The organism is Palleronia marisminoris, from assembly GCF_900172315.1.
In the GTDB taxonomy this organism is placed as follows: Bacteria; Pseudomonadota; Alphaproteobacteria; order Rhodobacterales; family Rhodobacteraceae; genus Palleronia; species Palleronia marisminoris.
In genome coordinates this window covers 133,323-148,539 of sequence record NZ_FWFV01000003.1, presented here as the reverse complement: position 1 = coordinate 148,539, position 15,217 = coordinate 133,323, and the positions used below count along the sequence as shown (strand labels likewise).

Annotated in this window: 16 protein-coding genes; 6 read left to right on the top strand and 10 right to left on the bottom strand. The window is 66.2% G+C overall.

What is annotated here, in order from left to right; translation table 11 throughout:
- Positions 1-89 precede the first annotated feature (89 nt).
- The gene (locus PAM7066_RS07000; RefSeq protein WP_085853433.1) at positions 90-332 is read right to left on the bottom strand and encodes a hypothetical protein; all 243 of its coding nucleotides are present in this window, start codon (positions 330-332) and stop codon (positions 90-92) included.
- A gap of 40 nt (positions 333-372) precedes the next feature.
- Positions 373-855, bottom strand: coding sequence for a hypothetical protein (locus tag PAM7066_RS06995; RefSeq protein ID WP_085853432.1), 483 nt, complete (start codon positions 853-855; stop codon positions 373-375).
- Positions 856-1,322: 467 nt separating this feature from the next.
- Between PAM7066_RS06995 and PAM7066_RS06990 the strand changes: the two genes are divergently transcribed.
- The 5 genes from PAM7066_RS06990 to PAM7066_RS06970 all read left to right on the top strand — a co-directional run bounded on the left by PAM7066_RS06990 (position 1,323) and on the right by PAM7066_RS06970 (position 5,979).
- Complete coding sequence (locus PAM7066_RS06990; RefSeq protein ID WP_217639934.1) at positions 1,323-2,066, top strand: ABC transporter ATP-binding protein; 744 nt, start codon at positions 1,323-1,325, stop codon at positions 2,064-2,066.
- Positions 2,059-2,802 carry an ABC transporter ATP-binding protein gene (locus tag PAM7066_RS06985; protein WP_085853430.1) on the top strand — a complete coding sequence of 248 codons (744 nt, stop codon included), beginning with the start codon at positions 2,059-2,061 and terminating at the stop codon, positions 2,800-2,802. The genes PAM7066_RS06990 and PAM7066_RS06985 overlap by 8 nt, the downstream gene beginning before the upstream one ends.
- A gap of 48 nt (positions 2,803-2,850) precedes the next feature.
- Positions 2,851-4,050, top strand: coding sequence for an ABC transporter substrate-binding protein (locus PAM7066_RS06980; RefSeq protein ID WP_370738085.1), 1,200 nt, complete (start codon positions 2,851-2,853; stop codon positions 4,048-4,050).
- A gap of 64 nt (positions 4,051-4,114) precedes the next feature.
- Complete coding sequence (locus tag PAM7066_RS06975; RefSeq protein WP_085853428.1) at positions 4,115-5,002, top strand: branched-chain amino acid ABC transporter permease; 888 nt, start codon at positions 4,115-4,117, stop codon at positions 5,000-5,002.
- A 5-nt stretch (positions 5,003-5,007) separates the two neighbouring features.
- A complete protein-coding gene (locus tag PAM7066_RS06970; RefSeq protein ID WP_085853627.1) occupies positions 5,008-5,979 on the top strand; it encodes a branched-chain amino acid ABC transporter permease in 972 nt (323 codons plus the stop codon).
- 30 nt (positions 5,980-6,009) lie between these two features.
- Here the strand turns inward: PAM7066_RS06970 and PAM7066_RS06965 are convergent, their stop codons facing one another.
- The 4 genes from PAM7066_RS06965 to PAM7066_RS06950 all read right to left on the bottom strand — a co-directional run bounded on the left by PAM7066_RS06965 (position 6,010) and on the right by PAM7066_RS06950 (position 11,091).
- Positions 6,010-7,476, bottom strand: coding sequence for an MDR family MFS transporter (locus tag PAM7066_RS06965; protein WP_085853626.1), 1,467 nt, complete (start codon positions 7,474-7,476; stop codon positions 6,010-6,012).
- A 275-nt stretch (positions 7,477-7,751) separates the two neighbouring features.
- The gene (locus PAM7066_RS06960; protein WP_085853427.1) at positions 7,752-8,072 is read right to left on the bottom strand and encodes a hypothetical protein; all 321 of its coding nucleotides are present in this window, start codon (positions 8,070-8,072) and stop codon (positions 7,752-7,754) included.
- Positions 8,069-10,549, bottom strand: coding sequence for a cytochrome c oxidase subunit I (ctaD, locus tag PAM7066_RS06955; RefSeq protein ID WP_085853426.1), 2,481 nt, complete (start codon positions 10,547-10,549; stop codon positions 8,069-8,071). The genes PAM7066_RS06960 and ctaD overlap by 4 nt, the downstream gene beginning before the upstream one ends.
- Positions 10,546-11,091 (bottom strand): cytochrome c oxidase subunit II, encoded by a 546-nt coding sequence (locus tag PAM7066_RS06950; RefSeq protein WP_085853425.1) that lies wholly within the window; start codon positions 11,089-11,091, stop codon positions 10,546-10,548. The genes ctaD and PAM7066_RS06950 overlap by 4 nt, the downstream gene beginning before the upstream one ends.
- Positions 11,092-11,220: 129 nt before the next feature.
- Between PAM7066_RS06950 and PAM7066_RS06945 the strand changes: the two genes are divergently transcribed.
- Positions 11,221-11,745: a DUF2231 domain-containing protein gene (locus tag PAM7066_RS06945; protein WP_085853424.1), complete on the top strand. Its 525-nt coding sequence runs from the start codon at positions 11,221-11,223 to the stop codon at positions 11,743-11,745.
- Here the strand turns inward: PAM7066_RS06945 and PAM7066_RS06940 are convergent.
- From PAM7066_RS06940 to PAM7066_RS06925, 4 genes are all read right to left on the bottom strand, one after another.
- Positions 11,715-12,227: a CopD family protein gene (locus PAM7066_RS06940; RefSeq protein ID WP_085853423.1), complete on the bottom strand. Its 513-nt coding sequence runs from the start codon at positions 12,225-12,227 to the stop codon at positions 11,715-11,717. The two genes, PAM7066_RS06945 and PAM7066_RS06940, sit on opposite strands and share 31 nt — an antisense overlap.
- Entirely contained in the window at positions 12,224-12,922 is a 699-nt protein-coding gene (locus PAM7066_RS06935) for a cytochrome c oxidase assembly protein (protein WP_085853422.1), read from the bottom strand. Before PAM7066_RS06935 ends, PAM7066_RS06940 begins: the two co-directional genes overlap by 4 nt.
- A 201-nt stretch (positions 12,923-13,123) precedes the next feature.
- Positions 13,124-14,362 (bottom strand): hydroxysqualene dehydroxylase HpnE, encoded by a 1,239-nt coding sequence (hpnE, locus tag PAM7066_RS06930; protein ID WP_085853421.1) that lies wholly within the window; start codon positions 14,360-14,362, stop codon positions 13,124-13,126.
- 3 nt (positions 14,363-14,365) lie between these two features.
- Positions 14,366-15,208 carry a squalene/phytoene synthase family protein gene (locus PAM7066_RS06925; protein ID WP_085853420.1) on the bottom strand — a complete coding sequence of 281 codons (843 nt, stop codon included), beginning with the start codon at positions 15,206-15,208 and terminating at the stop codon, positions 14,366-14,368.
- Between the last annotated feature and the right edge of the window lie 9 nt (positions 15,209-15,217).

Genomic DNA, 15,217 nt, shown 5'->3' with positions numbered 1-15,217 from the left:
GCGTGCCAGTTCGGGATTGGCTTCATGCCACGCCACGGACCTGTCCCCCGCAGTTCCACCGCGGGGGACAGAGATCGTTCGGGAGTATGTTACTCGACGACTTCGGGCTCGACCTCGGCGGCCGGATCCTCGGTCACTGCAGGATCGACCTCTTCGGTGACTGCAGGATCGACGGTATCGACCACGGTCTCTTCTTCACCGAACCAGCCGAGCAGCCAGCCTAGCAGCAACAGGGCAAGAAGCGCGGCGACGGCAATGCCGATCCACTTGCCCATCCCGCTGTCTTTCTTCTCGCCGGTCTTGGTGACTTTGGGGTCTCGATAGTCGGACATGTCATTTCCCTTTCAATATTCTCGGGGTCGAAGAAATTCTTCAGTTGTTCTCGTTAAGCCGCGTGTTCCGCTTGTACGAGCGCGTGTAGGGATCCGAATGATCGTGATCGCGCTCGGCTGCCCAGTCGGCATTCGTGCGGCGATTGTCAGGATCACTGTAGGGATCGACCGTTTCGCCCTCGAACTCGCCGGAGCGCTGGTCGAGATTGTGCGTCTCGCCCTCGGGACGGCGCATGATCTCCTTCGCGCGACCGACCTGGTTCTCGTCCACTTCCGCCGACACCACGTAGTCGCCGCGACGCACGCTCTGCTGGTAGGTCCGCAGGTCCTCATCCGGCAGGTGCAGATCGTGCAGCTGATCCGAATACTTGTTGTCGGTTCGATGGCCGTCGGCGTCGACCGGCTCGTCGCGGTCCGGAACGACCCGGATATCGCTCGACGAGATGCCCAGTTCGCTCAATTCGCGTCGCACGAGATCGGCAACGGCGTGGGTGCGATAGATGGCGGTTATGTTCCTGTGCATTTTTCAATCCTCCAGATGTTACCATCACAATCACGCGTCTCCATTTAAGTTCCGGGGTGTGAAACCGTTGACTCGGCCGGTTTGGGTCTGCACCGGCGGACATTCGTGCCGGACGGCACTTCCGGAGGATGTTCCCGAGCGGTTTCTTGCTTGCCGCCGTCCCGATCATCGCAACAGGCAAATCTCCGGGTGCGCATGTCCGGCAGCCTCGCCGGCGAAGTTACGCTCAGGTCGCCCCACCGATACCGCCGTCCCGGGAGTTTCGGAGCGCGTGACAACCCTGCGGAGAACTCGCGCCCGTTCGGGGGAAGGGGAGCGGTGACCCGAGGCTTCCGCAGGGTAAGAACCCGCAATAAATGATTGATCTTTCGGCCTAAGCCGCTCCATCATCCAAGTCGGGAAGAGATATCAACGACGCGGGGAGCCTCGGCTTGACGACGGAGGAACGGGGTACGGGTAGTGCGGGCGTGGCGCTCGAGGCAGTCGGTCTCACGAAGGAGTTCAAGGGGTTCGTTGCGGTCAACAACGTCTCGCTGAAGGTCGAGAAGGGGACGATCCACGCGCTCATCGGTCCGAACGGTGCTGGCAAGACGACCTGCTTCAATCTTCTGACCAAGTTCCTTCAGCCGACCCGGGGCAAGATCACCTATGCCGGCCGCGACATCACCCGCTTGGCGCCGGCCGAGATCGCGCGGCTGGGGATGGTACGGTCCTTCCAGATCTCGGCCGTGTTCGCCGATCTGACCGTGTTGCAGAACGTCCGTATCGCGCTGCAGCGCACCCGCGGCGAGAGTTACGACTTCTGGCGCTCGGAAAAGAACCTGACACGCTTCGACGACGAGGCGCGGTCCTACGTGGCCGAGGTCGGCCTGTCGGAGTTCCTGAACCACCGCGCGGCCGAACTGTCATACGGCCGCAAGCGCGCGCTCGAGATCGCGACGACCCTGGCTCTGGACCCAAAGATGCTGCTGCTGGACGAACCCATGGCCGGTATGGCGCAGGAGGATGTCGAACGCATCTCGACCCTGATCCGTCGGATCGGCGAGACGCGCACGATCCTGATGGTCGAGCACAACCTGTCGGTGGTCGCGGACCTGTCCGACCGGATCACCGTGCTGGCCCGTGGCGAGATCCTGGCCGAGGGCAACTACGCCGAGATCTCCAAGAACCCCGAAGTGATCGACGCCTATATCGGAGCCGGCCATGAGTGACACCGCAACCCACAGCCGCAAGGACGCCACCGCCGGCGCGCCCCTGCTCGAGGTTCGGGGACTCGAGGGGTGGTACGGCGAAAGCCACGTCCTGCATGGGATCGATTTCGACGTCCGCGAAGGCGAGGTCGTCACGCTTCTCGGGCGAAACGGGGCGGGCAAGACCTCGACGCTGCTGGCGATCATGGGGATCCTGGAAAAGCGCAAGGGCACGGTCCTGTATGGCGGGACCGAGACGATCGGCATGCAGCCGCGTCACATCGCACGGCTCGGCATCGCGCTGTGCCCGGAAGAGCGGGGGATCTTCGCCTCGCTCAATGTCGAAGAGAACCTGATGCTGCCGCCCCGCATCCAGGAGGGCGGACTGTCGGTCGAGCGGATCTACGACCTGTTCCCGAACCTGAAGGAGCGTCGCCGCAGCCAGGGCACCAAGCTGTCGGGCGGCGAGCAGCAGATGCTCGCCATCGCCCGCATCCTGCGCACCGGCGCGCGGCTTCTGCTTCTGGACGAGCCGACCGAGGGGCTCGCCCCGGTCATCGTCCAGCAGATCGGCCACACGATCAAGGCGCTGAAGGCCGAAGGGTTCACCATCGTGCTGGTCGAGCAAAACTTCCGCTTCGCGGCCTCCGTCGCCGACCGGCACCACGTCGTCGATCAGGGGCGCGTGGTCGACATGATCCCGGGGGAGGATCTGGAGGCCAATATCGACAAGCTGCACGCCTATCTGGGCGTCTGAACAACAAAAGGGCGCCTCGGCGCCGAAACCAGGGAGAGAGAAACCATGATGAGAAGCATCGCACTCGGCACCGCGGCCGTCGCCGCGCTGACCGGAACGGCCTATGCGCAAGAGACGATCGACGTCACGCTCGGCGTGCTGAACGACCGTTCGGGCACTTATGCCGACCTTTCGGGCGAAGGCTCGGTCATCGCCGCGCGCATGGCCGTCGAGGATTTCAACGCCGAAGAGAAGGGCCTGAACGTCGAGATCCTTTCGGCGGATCACCAGAACAAGCCCGACGTCGGGTCCAACATCGCCCGGCAATGGTACGAGCAGGAAGGCGTCGACGCGATCCTCGACGTGCCGACCTCTTCGGTTGCGCTCGCCGTGGCCGACATCAGCAACCAGATGGGCGGCGTGTTGCTCAATTCCGGTGCCGGGTCGACCGAGCTGACCCAGGGCCAGTGCGCCCCGACGACGATCCACTGGACCTACGATACCGCAGCGCTTGCCAAGGGCACGGGCCAGGCCATCACCGAGGCCGGCGCCGACAAGTGGTACTTCCTGACCGCGGACTACGCGTTCGGCCACTCGCTCGAAGAGAACACGATGAACGTGGTCGAAGAGGCCGGCGGAGAAGTCGTGGGCTCGGTCCGGCACCCGTTCCCGGCGACGGATTTCTCGTCCTTCCTGCTCCAGGCGCAGGCCAGCGGCGCCGACGTGATCGGCCTTGCGAATGCCGGCGGCGACACGGTCAACGCGATCAAGCAGGCATCCGAGTTCGGCATCACCCAGAGCGGCCAGTCGCTGGCGGCGCTCTTGATGTTCATATCGGATGTGCATGCGCTGAGCCCGGAAACGGCGCAGGGCCTGCAGCTGACCGAGGCCTTCTACTGGGACCAGAACGACGAGACCCGCGAATGGTCCAGCCGCTTCGAGGAGCGTCACAACGCCAAGCCGACCATGGTCCATGCCGGCGTCTACTCGGCCGCGATGCACTATCTGCGCGCGGTCGAGGCCGTGGGCTCGACCAACAACGAGGAAGTCGTGGCGCATATGAAGGCGAACTCGTTCGACGATCCGCTTTTCGGTGAGGGCTACGTGCGCGCCGACGGGCGGGTCATCCACGACATGTACCTGTTCGAGGTGAAGGCGCCCGCCGACTCCGAGGGCGAGTGGGATCTTTACGAGCAGAAGGCCGTGATCGCCGGCGAAGAGGCGTTCCTGCCGATGATCGACGAGTGCGACTTCTCGAGCGAGGGCTGATGCCTCGGCGGTGCGCCGGATACCCGGCGCACCGCAACCGCCGCAAAAATAACTGGGCAGGAACATGTTCGAGCTTCTGGGAATACCGCCGCAGGTCCTGATGGGGCAGCTGCTGCTTGGCCTCATCAACGGGTCGTTCTACGCCGTGCTGTCGCTGGGCCTGGCCGTGATCTTCGGCCTGCTCAACATCATCAATTTCAGCCACGGCGCCCAGTACATGCTGGGCGGCTTCGTCGCCTGGATGCTGCTGACCTATTTCGGCATCGGCTACTGGTGGGCGCTGATCCTGGCACCGTTGGTCGTCGGGGCGACGGGCCTCGTGCTCGAGCGCCTGGCCCTGTCGAAGCTCTATCACCTGGACCACCTCTACGGGCTTCTGCTGACCTTCGGGGTGGCGCTGATCATCCAGGGGCTGTTCCGGAACTACTACGGCATTTCCGGCCAGCCCTACCAGATCCCCGAGATCCTGTCAGGCGGCCAGAACCTGGGCTTCATGTTCCTTCCCAATTACCGCGCCTGGGTCGTGGTCGCGTCGGTCATCGTGTGCTTCGGCACATGGTTCATGATCGAAAAGACCCGCCTCGGCGCCTATCTTCGCGCCGCGACCGAGAACCCGGTCCTTGTCGGCGCCTTCGGGATAAACGTCCCGCGGATGATCATGCTGACCTACGCCTTCGGCGTCGGGCTGGCCGGGTTCGCCGGCGTGCTTGCCGCGCCGATCTATTCCGTGAACCCGAACATGGGCGCGGACCTCATCATCGTGGTGTTTGCGGTCGTCGTCATCGGGGGGATGGGCTCGATCATGGGGGCGATCCTGACCGGCTACGGCCTTGGCGTCATCGAAGGGCTGACCCGCGTCTTCTACCCTGAAGGCTCGGCGGTGGTGATTTTCGTGATCATGGCGATCGTCTTGATGATCAAGCCCGAAGGCCTGTTCGGGAGGGGTGCCTGATGGCCATGGCGGACAATACCTCGGATCTTGCGCCGATCTCGCAGAGCGTCGGCATGCCGATGCTGCACAAGGTCATCTTCGTCGCACTTCTGGCAGTGCTGACCGTGTTGCCGTTCCTGGTCTACCCGGTCTTCGCGATGAAGGTGATGTGCTTTGCGCTCTTCGCCGCCGCCTTCAACCTGTTGCTTGGCTTCGGCGGGCTGCTGTCCTTCGGGCATGCCGCCTATTTCGGCGGGGCCAGCTATGTCGCCGCCCATGCCGCGAAGGTCTGGGGGTTCACGCCCGAGCTTGCCGTTCTCACTGGCACGGCCGCGGCGGCCGTGCTGGGGCTGCTGATCGGTGCCCTCGCGATCCGGCGGCAGGGCATCTACTTCGCCATGGTGACGCTGGCTTTCGCGCAGATGGTGTATTTCTTCGCCCTCCAGGCCGAGTTCACCGGCGGCGAGGACGGGATCCAGTCGGTGCCGCGGGGCGACCTGTTCGGTCTGATCTCGCTGCAGGACAACATCGCGCTCTACTTCTTCGTGCTCGCGGTGACCTTCGGCGGAATCCTCTTCCTCTACCGCATCGTACACTCGCCCTTCGGGCAGGTGCTGAAGGCGATCCGCGAGAACGAGCCAAGGGCGGTTTCGCTGGGCTACCAGGTCAATCGCTACAAGCTGCTGGTCTTTGTCCTCTCGGCGACCTTCGCGGGTCTGGCCGGTGCCACGAAAAGCCAGGTGTTCCAGCTTGCCTCGCTGACGGACGTTCATTGGTCGATGTCCGGCGAGGTGGTTCTGATGACGCTTCTGGGCGGGATGGGCACGATCTTCGGGCCGCTCGTCGGCGCCGCAGTGATTGTGACGATGCAGAACTATCTTGCGACGCTGGGTGCCTGGGTGACGATCATCCAGGGCGTGATCTTCGTCCTCGGCGTGCTGCTGTTCCGCGAAGGCATCGTCGGCGTCCTGGCGCGGTGGCTGAAGCGGCCGCTGTAAGCGGGAAGGGGCGGTCCGGTGCTGCCCCTCTCAAACCTCGGTCGGTGGCTGGGCCGGCGGGCGTCGCACGAAGAACGCCGCGACGATCATCAGGAGTGAGATCGTCGCGCCGCACATGAATCCGGCCCGCAGGCCCGCGGCGGTCGCGGCCACCATGTCCGCACCCTCGGCCAGCTTCGCCCCGATCCGGAGCGACATGATCGAAACGAACAGCGCGATGCCGGCGGCCCCGGCTACCTGCTGGATCGTGCCGAGGACCGCGCTGCCATGCGAGTAGAGCGTCTTGGGCAGCGACCCGAGGCTCGACGCGAAGAGCGGCGTGAACAGGAGCGCGAGGCCCACGCTCAGGACGACGTGGCTGAACAGGACCGTCGCGACGTGGCTTTCCGGTCCCAGCGAGGCCATAAGCCAGAGGGCGGCGCTGACGGCAACGGCGCCGGGGATCACCAGCCGGCGCGCGCCGAACCGATCGAAAAGGCGACCGACGAGCGGGGCGAGCAGCCCCATCGTCAGCCCGCCCGGCAGAAGCAGAAGTCCCGCCTCCAGCGCGGTCATCCCCAGCACGTTCTGCATGTAGATCGGCAGCAGGATGATCATCCCGAACAGCGACATCATCGCAAGGCCCATGGTCGTGACGGCCACGGTGAAAACCTGCACGCGGAATGTCCGCAGATCGAGCAGCGCGCGGTCGCGCGGCCCGAGCTTCAGCTGCCGCAAGATGAACAGCGCCAACACGACGCCCCCGATGGCGAGCGGCGCCCAGGTTGGGACGGGGCCGCCCTCGCCATGGCCTTCGCCCATGCTCGACAGCCCGTAGACCACGCCGCCGAAGCCGATGGCGGACATCACCACAGACAGGATGTCCAGCGGCACCTTCCTCGGTGTCGTCACGTTCACCAGCCGGGCATAGCCAAGCGCCAGCGCCCCAAGTCCGATCGGAAGGACGAGCCAGAACATCCAGCGCCAGTCGAGCATGCTGAGGATGATGCCCGATATCGTCGGCCCGATGGCGGGCGCCACCGAGATCACGATCGAAATGTTGCCCATCGTCTTTCCGCGACTCTCCGGCGGGACCAGCGTCATCACCGTCGTCATGAGAAGCGGCATCATGATGGCCGTGCCGACCGCCTGCACCACGCGTCCGAAGATCAGAAGACCGAGGCCCGGGGCGGTGGCGCAGATGAACGTGCCGAGGCTGAAGAACGTCATGGCCGCCAGGAATACAGTGCGCGTGTGGAACCTCTGCAGCAGGAACCCGGTGACAGGGATGACGACCGCCATGGTCAGCAGGAACGCCGTGGTCAGCCACTGTGCCGCGTTCGCGGTGACATCCAGGGCGACCATCAGGCGCGGCAGCGCGACGCTCATGATCGTCTCGTTCAGGATGACCGTGAAGGCCGAAACCAGCAGCAGGCTGATGACGAGCCGGTCCCGCGCGGAGTCGTCCGAAGCGGTCTCTTCGGCCAGGTCTTCGACGAGAAGGGCCTCGGTCTGCATGTCGTGTCCTTCGAAGCGATCGTCTTTTTCGACGTGGAAGGTCTGCGTGTGCCGTGGGAGTCCGGGCGTCACGTCCGGATCGTGCGACGCCGGAACCGCCTCGCGGCGAGTCGCGGATGTGCAGACCATTACGCCACGACGGAGCCAGATCGAAGATGCTATTCCGGGCTATCTGGTGTGCGCCGAGGCTGAGGCTGGGTCAGGCCCCGAAGCGTTGCCGCAGGAACCGGCGAGTCAGGATTGGCCCGGCGAAGGGAGCGGCGTCTCCGTCCAGGTCAGAGGCAGTACGTGGTGGTGACCACTGGCAGCAGCGACCAGACCGTCGCTACGAGACCGACCCAGGCGGTCACCCGGCTGACGAACCGCACGAAGGCGGAGGGCGACGAGAACCGCTGCGCGGAAAGCCCGGCGACCAGCATCACCTGCAACAGGATCGCTGCGGCGTAGGCCGCCACCATCAACACGCGTTGCAGGGGGAAGCCGAGGACATCGCCCTCGATCCCGTGACCGCAGATCAGCCCGTGCAGGCCATAGACCGCGCTGAACGAGGCAAGCCAAACGAGCGGAGAGATCAGGATGCGCAGAATATCGGTCACGCGAGATATCCCGTCAGATGTGCGGCCAGAAGGGTGAACGCCCCGACAAGCGCCAGGTAGTCGGTCCAGAGGACGACGATGGGGAACTCGGCGCGTCGCACGGGCGAGGTGAAACCGCGGCTGACGCGCGCGATGAGGAAGACGACCATCAGCGAAACGAGCGCCGCGTGAAAGAGGCCGTAGCCCCCCATCACGAGGAGGGTCGCACCGTAGGCATGCTCGGCCGGAGCCGGTGTGCGCAGCATCAGCAGACCGCACGCAGCCGCGACGGCGAGCGTCCCGGCAAATGCAACGCCGAGCATCGGCAGCGGCGACCGTGCGCGGTCATTCGCGCGCAGCGCAAGGCGCATGGCAACCACGGCGACAAGTCCGCCGAGTATCCCCAGGCCCAATTCGATCGCCGAGGGCTCGAACCAGACCGGGGGCGGCCAGCCGGGGGCAACCGTCCACAGGAACGCGAAGCCGAAGATGAGCGAGCCGAAGAAGGTCGCGTTCGCCGTCAGAAGGAACAGCGAACCCCACCAGCCTGGCGCGTGATCCACCGCGACCGTGTTCGGCAACTCCACGTCGTGCCCGATGGACTGCGCCGGCAGGTCGTCCTTGCGCCCCAGCTCCCAGACCCAGCGCCACGCAAGAACGGCGACCCCGATCACGGCGACTGGCACGGTCCAGTAGAACTTAACGAGGAGCGAGAGGAAGAAGATGCCCGTCACCGCGGACATCACGATCGGCAGCCGCGTGTTGCCGGGATAGATGACGTGGTAGTCCGGCTTCCCGCTCGCCACCTCGACCGTCAGCGTCTCGCGCCAGCGGCTGGGGGCGGCAAGATAGCCTTTTCCCTGCGCAAGCTCGACCGCCAGGTCCGGGTTGTCGGCAAGGGGATTGCGGCTTGTCACGTGGGGCAGGCTTGCGAAATTGTAGGCCGGCGCCGGCGTGAGCATCGCCCATTCGAGCGATCCGGCGCCCCACGGGTTGCGGGCGCTGCGCCGGGCGGCCACCGCGTGCAGGATCACCTCGATGATGACGATCCCGATGCCGAGGGCGACGACGAACCCGCCGATGGACGAGATGAGGTTGATCACTGTCCACCCGTCCTCGGGCTGGTAGGTCGAGATGCGCCGCCGCTGGCCCAGAAGGCCGACCCAGTGCATCGCCAGGAAGGTCACGTGGAAGCCGACGAAGATCAGCACGAAGGCAAGCTCGCCCAGGCGGAAGAACCGCAGCCTGCCGGTGAAATGCGGCAGCCAGTAATAGAGCCCGGCGAGGATCGGGAAGACGAAGCCGCCGAAAAGGACGTAGTGCAGGTGCGCCGTCACGAAGGCGGTGTCATGCGCCTGCCAGTCGAACGGCACCACCGCGACCATCACGCCGGTCAGGCCGCCGATCACGAAGGTGATGAAGAAGCCCAGGATGTGGAGCATCGGCAGCCGCAGATCCGGCCGCCCTTTCCACATCGTGCCGATCCATGCGAAGATCTGCACCCCTGTCGGCACCGCCACCAGCGTCGATGCGGCCGAGAAGAAGGCAAGTCCCATATGCGGGATGCCCGTCGTGAACATGTGGTGCACCCACAGGCCGAACGACAGGAAGGCCAGCGCCACCGCCGCCGCGACGATCCAGCCATAACCCAGCAGCGTGGTGCGGCACATCACCGGAAGCACGGTCGAAATGACGCCGGCGGCCGGCAGGAAGATGATGTAGACCTCCGGGTGGCCGAACAGCCAGAACAGGTGCTGCCACAGCAGGCTGTCTCCGCCCAGCTCGGCCTGGAAGAAGGGCAGGCCGAAGGCGCGCTCGACCTCGAGCAGCACCGACCCGAGGATCAGCGGCGGGAAGCCCGTCAGGATCATCAGCGCTGTGACGAGCGCGTACCAGGCGAAGATCGGCATCTTGTCGAGCGACATGCCCGGCGCGCGGTATTTCAGGATCGACACGGTGATTTCGGCCGCCGCCGCGATCGCCGAGATCTCGACGAAGGTGATGCCGATCAGCCAGAAATCGGTGTTGATGCCCGGCGAATAGAGCGGCCCCGTCAGCGGCGGATACATGAACCAGCCCCCGTCCGGCGCGATGCCGAACAGCATCGAGAACAGAAGCATCGACCCGCCGAAGACGTAGCACCAGTAGCCGTAGGCGGTCAGCCGCGGGAAGGCGAGGTCGCGGGTGCCCAGCATCTTGGGCAGAAGATACACCGCGAGCCCCTCGAAGGTGGGGATCGCGAACAGGAACATCATGATGGTCCCGTGCATCGTGAAGAGCTGGTTGTAGATCTCGGGCCCGGCGAAGGCGGAATGGGGCGTGGCAAGCTGCGCCCGGATCAGCATCGCCAGGATGCCGCCGACGAGGAAGAAGAAGAACGCGGTGACGAGGAACATCCGACCGAGATCGGTATGGCTCACGGTCGAGAACCATCCCTTGAACCCCGGGTCAGAGGCCCAGGTCTCGGTCATCCTGCGGTGCCGTTCGAGTGCTTTCATTCGATCTCGCCTGCCAGAAAGGAGCGCCATTCGGCGTCATCGTGAGCGACCACGGTGAAGGCGAACTGGTCGTAGCCTTCGCCACTGAACTCGGCGCTGCGCCCGTGGTAGGTGCCCGGTTCGTCCGCCTCGATCCGGAGCACGTTGACATGCCCCGGTATGGCGTCAAGCTTGCCGGCGAGCCGCGGCACCCAGAAGCTGTGGACGACGTCCACGCTGGTGACCGCGACATCGACGGGCACCCCGGCGGGGATGTGCAGGACGCCTTGGGTCGTGCGCCCTTCCACGTCGGCGTAAGAGAACCGCCACGCCCACATCCTGCCCTCGGCCTTGACGCTCACCACATCCGCCCCCTGCCGCGGCAGCAGGCGTTCTCCGACGAAAAGACCGTAGGCCAGAAGCGCCAGGAGCACGGCTATCGGAAAGACGAGTCCGAGCTTCACGATCCAGAGCCTCTCGCGCGGGGCGTCGTCGTGCTTGCGGAATGCCAGGACAAGAAGCACCATGACGAACCCGAAGATGACGCTCGCGCCGACGAGCATGACCCACCAGAGGGTTGCAATTGTGCGTGCCGCGGGTCCCGCCGGATCGACGGTCGACAAGGCCCCCTCGCAACCGGCCAGAAGCCCGAGCGTTAGGCACGCGAGAAATGGACGAGAAAGCGAGGCGACATGGCGACCGAGAACACCCAGAACGAAGGCAAAGGGGAAGAAGAGCTGGTCGACCCTATCGGCGAGATGGCGGGCTTTCAGCAAACGGAGTCGCGGATCTCGCTGCACGGCCACCCGATCCATGCGATGAGCGTGGCGTTCCCCGTGGCGCTTGCCTTCTGCGTCTTCGGGGCGGACCTGCTTTATTGGTGGTCCGGCGACGTGTTCTGGGCGCGCGCGGGCATGTGGGCGGCCGGGACGGGCTTCCTCTTCGGCATGCTGGCCGGTTTCTCGGGCACGGCCGAACTTCTGCTGGTTCCCGGCATCCGGGTGCGCGCGGCGGCCTGGACGCATTTCATCATCGCGGTGACGCTTCTTGCCCTGCTCGGCGCGAACTGGGGCCATCGGCTCTACGGCTTCGAAGAGGCGGTGCTGCCTTACGGCATCCTCCTGTCGGCACTCTGCGCGGGCATGGTGGCATTCACGGGTTGGCATGGGGGCAAGCTCGTCTTTGACTATCGTCTTGGCACGTCGAAGAGCAGCTGATTGTTCCGCGGCTCGAGCAGCAGGTCCGGGAAGCTGATCCAGCCGAGCGCGGGCTTCGCGAGCACCAGGAACAGGATGGCGATGACGGGAACGAGCGCCGCCGAGATCAGGAGGTACGCCTTGGGGGGCGTATGCTCCTGAGGCTCCTCGGCAGCCTGAACGATCAGATGGCCGAACCAGGCGTGCACGAGCACCAGCAGGGCGACGAAGGCAAGCTTGGCGTAAAGCCACGGCACGAAGGCTTCGCGCGTGAAGATCAGCCACGTCCCGGCGATGACCGCGATCACCGCCGCTGGCGTCACGCACATCGTGTAGGTCGTGTGGACCGCACGCCGGATGAGGTCGTAATCCTCGGCCTCCATTCCGGGGTGATGGCGCCCGAGCATCAGTGGCAGCGCCAGAAGCCCGCCACACCAGATCGTCAGGCCCGCGATATGCACCCCCTTGAGGATGGGCACCGTTGCCAGGATCCATTCGATCATGTTGCGGCACCCGCAAGGCGCGACCAGCTGCGCCGCGCCACCAGGATCGCCGCCACCGCGTAGGGAATGCCGGCCGGAACCCACATGAGCAGCCCGCCGAGCTGCTGATCCTGAAGCGGGGTCAGCCCCCACGAGAACGGCGCGACGGCATGGGCGGCATAGAGCGCGCCCGGCGCGAAGGTAAGGATCGCGCCCAGCATCCCCATCTGCGCGAAGCCGGCGACGATGAAGAACAGCCGGTCGACGGGCGACCCGATGTCGGCCAGCACGGCGCGCCAGAACCACACGGCGCTGGCCAGAAGCGTGATCTGCATCACCCAATAGACGGCGACATTCGCAAGGGCGAGGTCATAGGCGGCCGGGATGTGCCAAGCCCACAGGGTCACGGCCGAGACCGCGAAGGGCAGGGCGGGACTTCCCGGGCGCCGGCCCGGCCACGCGGATGCAAGCAGCGGCGCCGCGATCGCGACCAGAAGGACGTGGTGCACGACCCGCGCCGAGAACAGCGCCGAAGACAGTGCGCACAGCGGCGAGACGAAGGCGAGCACGAGCGCGCCGAGCGCCAGCAGCCCGGCGCGCTCGTGGCGCACCGCCACGGCCAGCACCAGAAGCGCCGCGATGAGCGGCGGGTCGAAGTTCCAACTCGTCCAGAGTTGGGCCGGCAGCGGTGGAGGCCCGCAGTAAATCCCGTCCATCGGATCTGCTCCCCGTTGATGCGACGCAAGCCGCGTACGGCCGCCCTAGGTGTCGTGGGCAATCGAGGCCACTGTCCCGGCGAAGGCCGCTCTATGCAAGTCGATAGGCGCGTATATGTGCGGCCCGACACGGTGCGGCGCCTTGAAAAAAACAACCGCGCCACGGCAGCAAAGGTTCCAGTATGCTGGCCAAGGCGGGCTTCACGCGACGGCGCTCTGCGCTGCCGCGTCGCCCGAGGCGATGGCTCCCTCGATGGTCGAAGGGAGGGGCGACGCGACATGGTCTCCGGCGAGGTGCAGGTTTTCCCACGGCGTGCCGGACTTCAGACGCCGTGCCAGCTCCGCGGGAGCGGGCGAGAACGTCGCGGCTTTCTCGCGCAGAAGCCGCCGTGCCACCGGCCGTCCCTGGATCGCCAGGGCGGCCGCCGTTTCGGTCCAGAGCCGGTCGAGTGTGGCGTCGGAGTCGTGCATCTCTACCCCGTCGGCCGCCGAGACGGTGACCGAGACCACGTCGCCGCGCACGAAGATCCACTGGGCCAGCCCCGACAGCACCCCAAGCAGGGGAAACGTCTCGACGGGCGGTTCCGGCGAAATTCGGAAATGCGCGTTCAGGATCGATTGTCCCGCCGCCGGTGCGGGCAGTTCGAGCAGCCGCCCCGCCGCCGGGGCCGGCACCGCGAGGATGACCCGCTCGTCATGGCCAAGCGCAACCTCGGAGGCGTCGAAGACAAGGGCGCTGATCCGCCCGTCCTGCTTCTTCAAGCCGCGCAAGGGGTTGCGGAAGCGCGGGACGCATCCGGACGCGGCAAGCGTGGCGAGCGCCGGCTCTACCAGCGTCGGGCCCAGCCCGTCCGGCATCGTGACCGGCCGGCACGCCGCCGCCCCCCGCAGAACCGTCCGGCGCAGAACGGCGGCGAGGGGGTGCGCCGCACCGTCCTCGGGCGAGGCGTTCAGGATGGCGAGCGACAGGGGATCCCACAGCCGCGTTCGGGCAGGACCACCGGGCCGGATCACGTCCGCGACCGTGCGGGTCGCCCCGGCGCTCAGCAGGCGCGCGGTATCGAGAAGCGCCCCGGCCCCAACCCCGGGCGGCAGGCTAAGGCCCCCTTGCAGCAGGTCGCGCGAACCGTCGGGCACCCTGACGGTCCAGCGCGCGCCGTCCGCAAGGTCGACGAAGGGAAGGGCGGCCTCCGGGGCGATCCGTAGCCGGTCGAAGCTGCCGATCCGCCGGCAATAATCCAGAACCGCGGTGTTGCCGGACAATACGAGGTGATTGCCGTTGTCGATGAGCCGATCCAGCTGGCTGTCATGGAAGCTCCAGCATCGCCCGCCGGCGCGGCCGGTCGCCTCCCACAGCACGACCTCGACATCCGCCGAGGTGAGCCGCAGCGCCGCAGAAAGTCCCGCCAGACCGGCGCCGATCACATGGACACGTCGCATGACCTACGCGCGGCCCGGCCGGACCATGCAACGGATCCCGTCACAGGCCTTGCCGATGCCGCCACGGTGGGCCGGCGCGCGCGAGGGGTCGGCCTCGATGCGCCTGAGCAGCCTGTCATAGGGCCCCATCATCAGAAGCGCAGGCGACAGGCGCAGCCGGGAATGGTTCGGGATCTCGCGCCGGGCTTCGGTGAAGGCGGCGCGGGCCTCGGTCGCGAGCCGTGCACGAACCTCGGGAAGGCCGGGCGCGCCGGGAACGCGGACGGGATCGTGCGGCACGCCCGTATCGTCCAGCAGATCGGCGGGTAGATAGAGCCGCCCCAAGGCTGCGTCCTCTTCCACGTCGCGCAGGATGTTCGTCATCTGCAGCGCGCGGGCCAGCGACAGGGCGAAACGGCGCGAGGTCTCGCCCCGCCAGGCGCCGAACACGTGCATCGACAGGATGCCCACGGCACCGGCGACCCGGCGGATATAGGCGTCGAAGGTCGCGCGATCGGGCGCGACCATGCCGGACAGATCCATGCGCATCCCATCGATGACGAGCGCGAATTCCTCGAGCGGCAGGTCGAACCGGACGATGGCGCGGGTCAGGTCTTGCCCCACCGGCGTCCTCGCCGCGCCGCGGGCGGCAAGCTCCAGCTCGCGCTGCCAGGCATCCACCCCGGCGATCTTGCTGGCATGGGGCAGGGGGCCGTCGACGATATCGTCCACGGCGCGGCAAAAGGCATAGATGGCGATGATCGCCTGCCGCCGCCCGGCCGGCAGCAGGCGCATTCCGAACCGGAACGAGCTTCCCGAGCCCAGGACGATCTCCTCGGGCATCAGCCGCATGGCCGGATCCGTCATCGACCTGTC

Excerpts from the sequence above, each read along its gene's own strand:
- PAM7066_RS06945 (WP_085853424.1), top strand. The coding sequence starts at position 11,221 with ATGGCGACCGAGAACACCCAGAACGAAGGCAAAGGGGAAGAAGAGCTG.
- PAM7066_RS06940 (WP_085853423.1), bottom strand. The coding sequence starts at position 12,227 with ATGATCGAATGGATCCTGGCAACGGTGCCCATCCTCAAGGGGGTGCAT.
- PAM7066_RS06970 (WP_085853627.1), top strand. The coding sequence starts at position 5,008 with ATGGCGGACAATACCTCGGATCTTGCGCCGATCTCGCAGAGCGTCGGC.
- PAM7066_RS06995 (WP_085853432.1), bottom strand. The coding sequence starts at position 855 with ATGCACAGGAACATAACCGCCATCTATCGCACCCACGCCGTTGCCGAT.
- hpnE (WP_085853421.1), bottom strand. The coding sequence starts at position 14,362 with ATGCGACGTGTCCATGTGATCGGCGCCGGTCTGGCGGGACTTTCTGCG.
- PAM7066_RS06975 (WP_085853428.1), top strand. The coding sequence starts at position 4,115 with ATGTTCGAGCTTCTGGGAATACCGCCGCAGGTCCTGATGGGGCAGCTG.
- PAM7066_RS06935 (WP_085853422.1), bottom strand. The coding sequence starts at position 12,922 with ATGGACGGGATTTACTGCGGGCCTCCACCGCTGCCGGCCCAACTCTGG.
- PAM7066_RS06950 (WP_085853425.1), bottom strand. The coding sequence starts at position 11,091 with ATGCTCGTCGGCGCGAGCGTCATCTTCGGGTTCGTCATGGTGCTTCTT.
- PAM7066_RS07000 (WP_085853433.1), bottom strand. The coding sequence starts at position 332 with ATGTCCGACTATCGAGACCCCAAAGTCACCAAGACCGGCGAGAAGAAA.
- PAM7066_RS06965 (WP_085853626.1), bottom strand. The coding sequence starts at position 7,476 with ATGCAGACCGAGGCCCTTCTCGTCGAAGACCTGGCCGAAGAGACCGCT.
- PAM7066_RS06925 (WP_085853420.1), bottom strand. The coding sequence starts at position 15,208 with ATGACGGATCCGGCCATGCGGCTGATGCCCGAGGAGATCGTCCTGGGC.
- PAM7066_RS06985 (WP_085853430.1), top strand. The coding sequence starts at position 2,059 with ATGAGTGACACCGCAACCCACAGCCGCAAGGACGCCACCGCCGGCGCG.
- ctaD (WP_085853426.1), bottom strand. The coding sequence starts at position 10,549 with ATGAAAGCACTCGAACGGCACCGCAGGATGACCGAGACCTGGGCCTCT.
- PAM7066_RS06980 (WP_370738085.1), top strand. The coding sequence starts at position 2,851 with ATGAGAAGCATCGCACTCGGCACCGCGGCCGTCGCCGCGCTGACCGGA.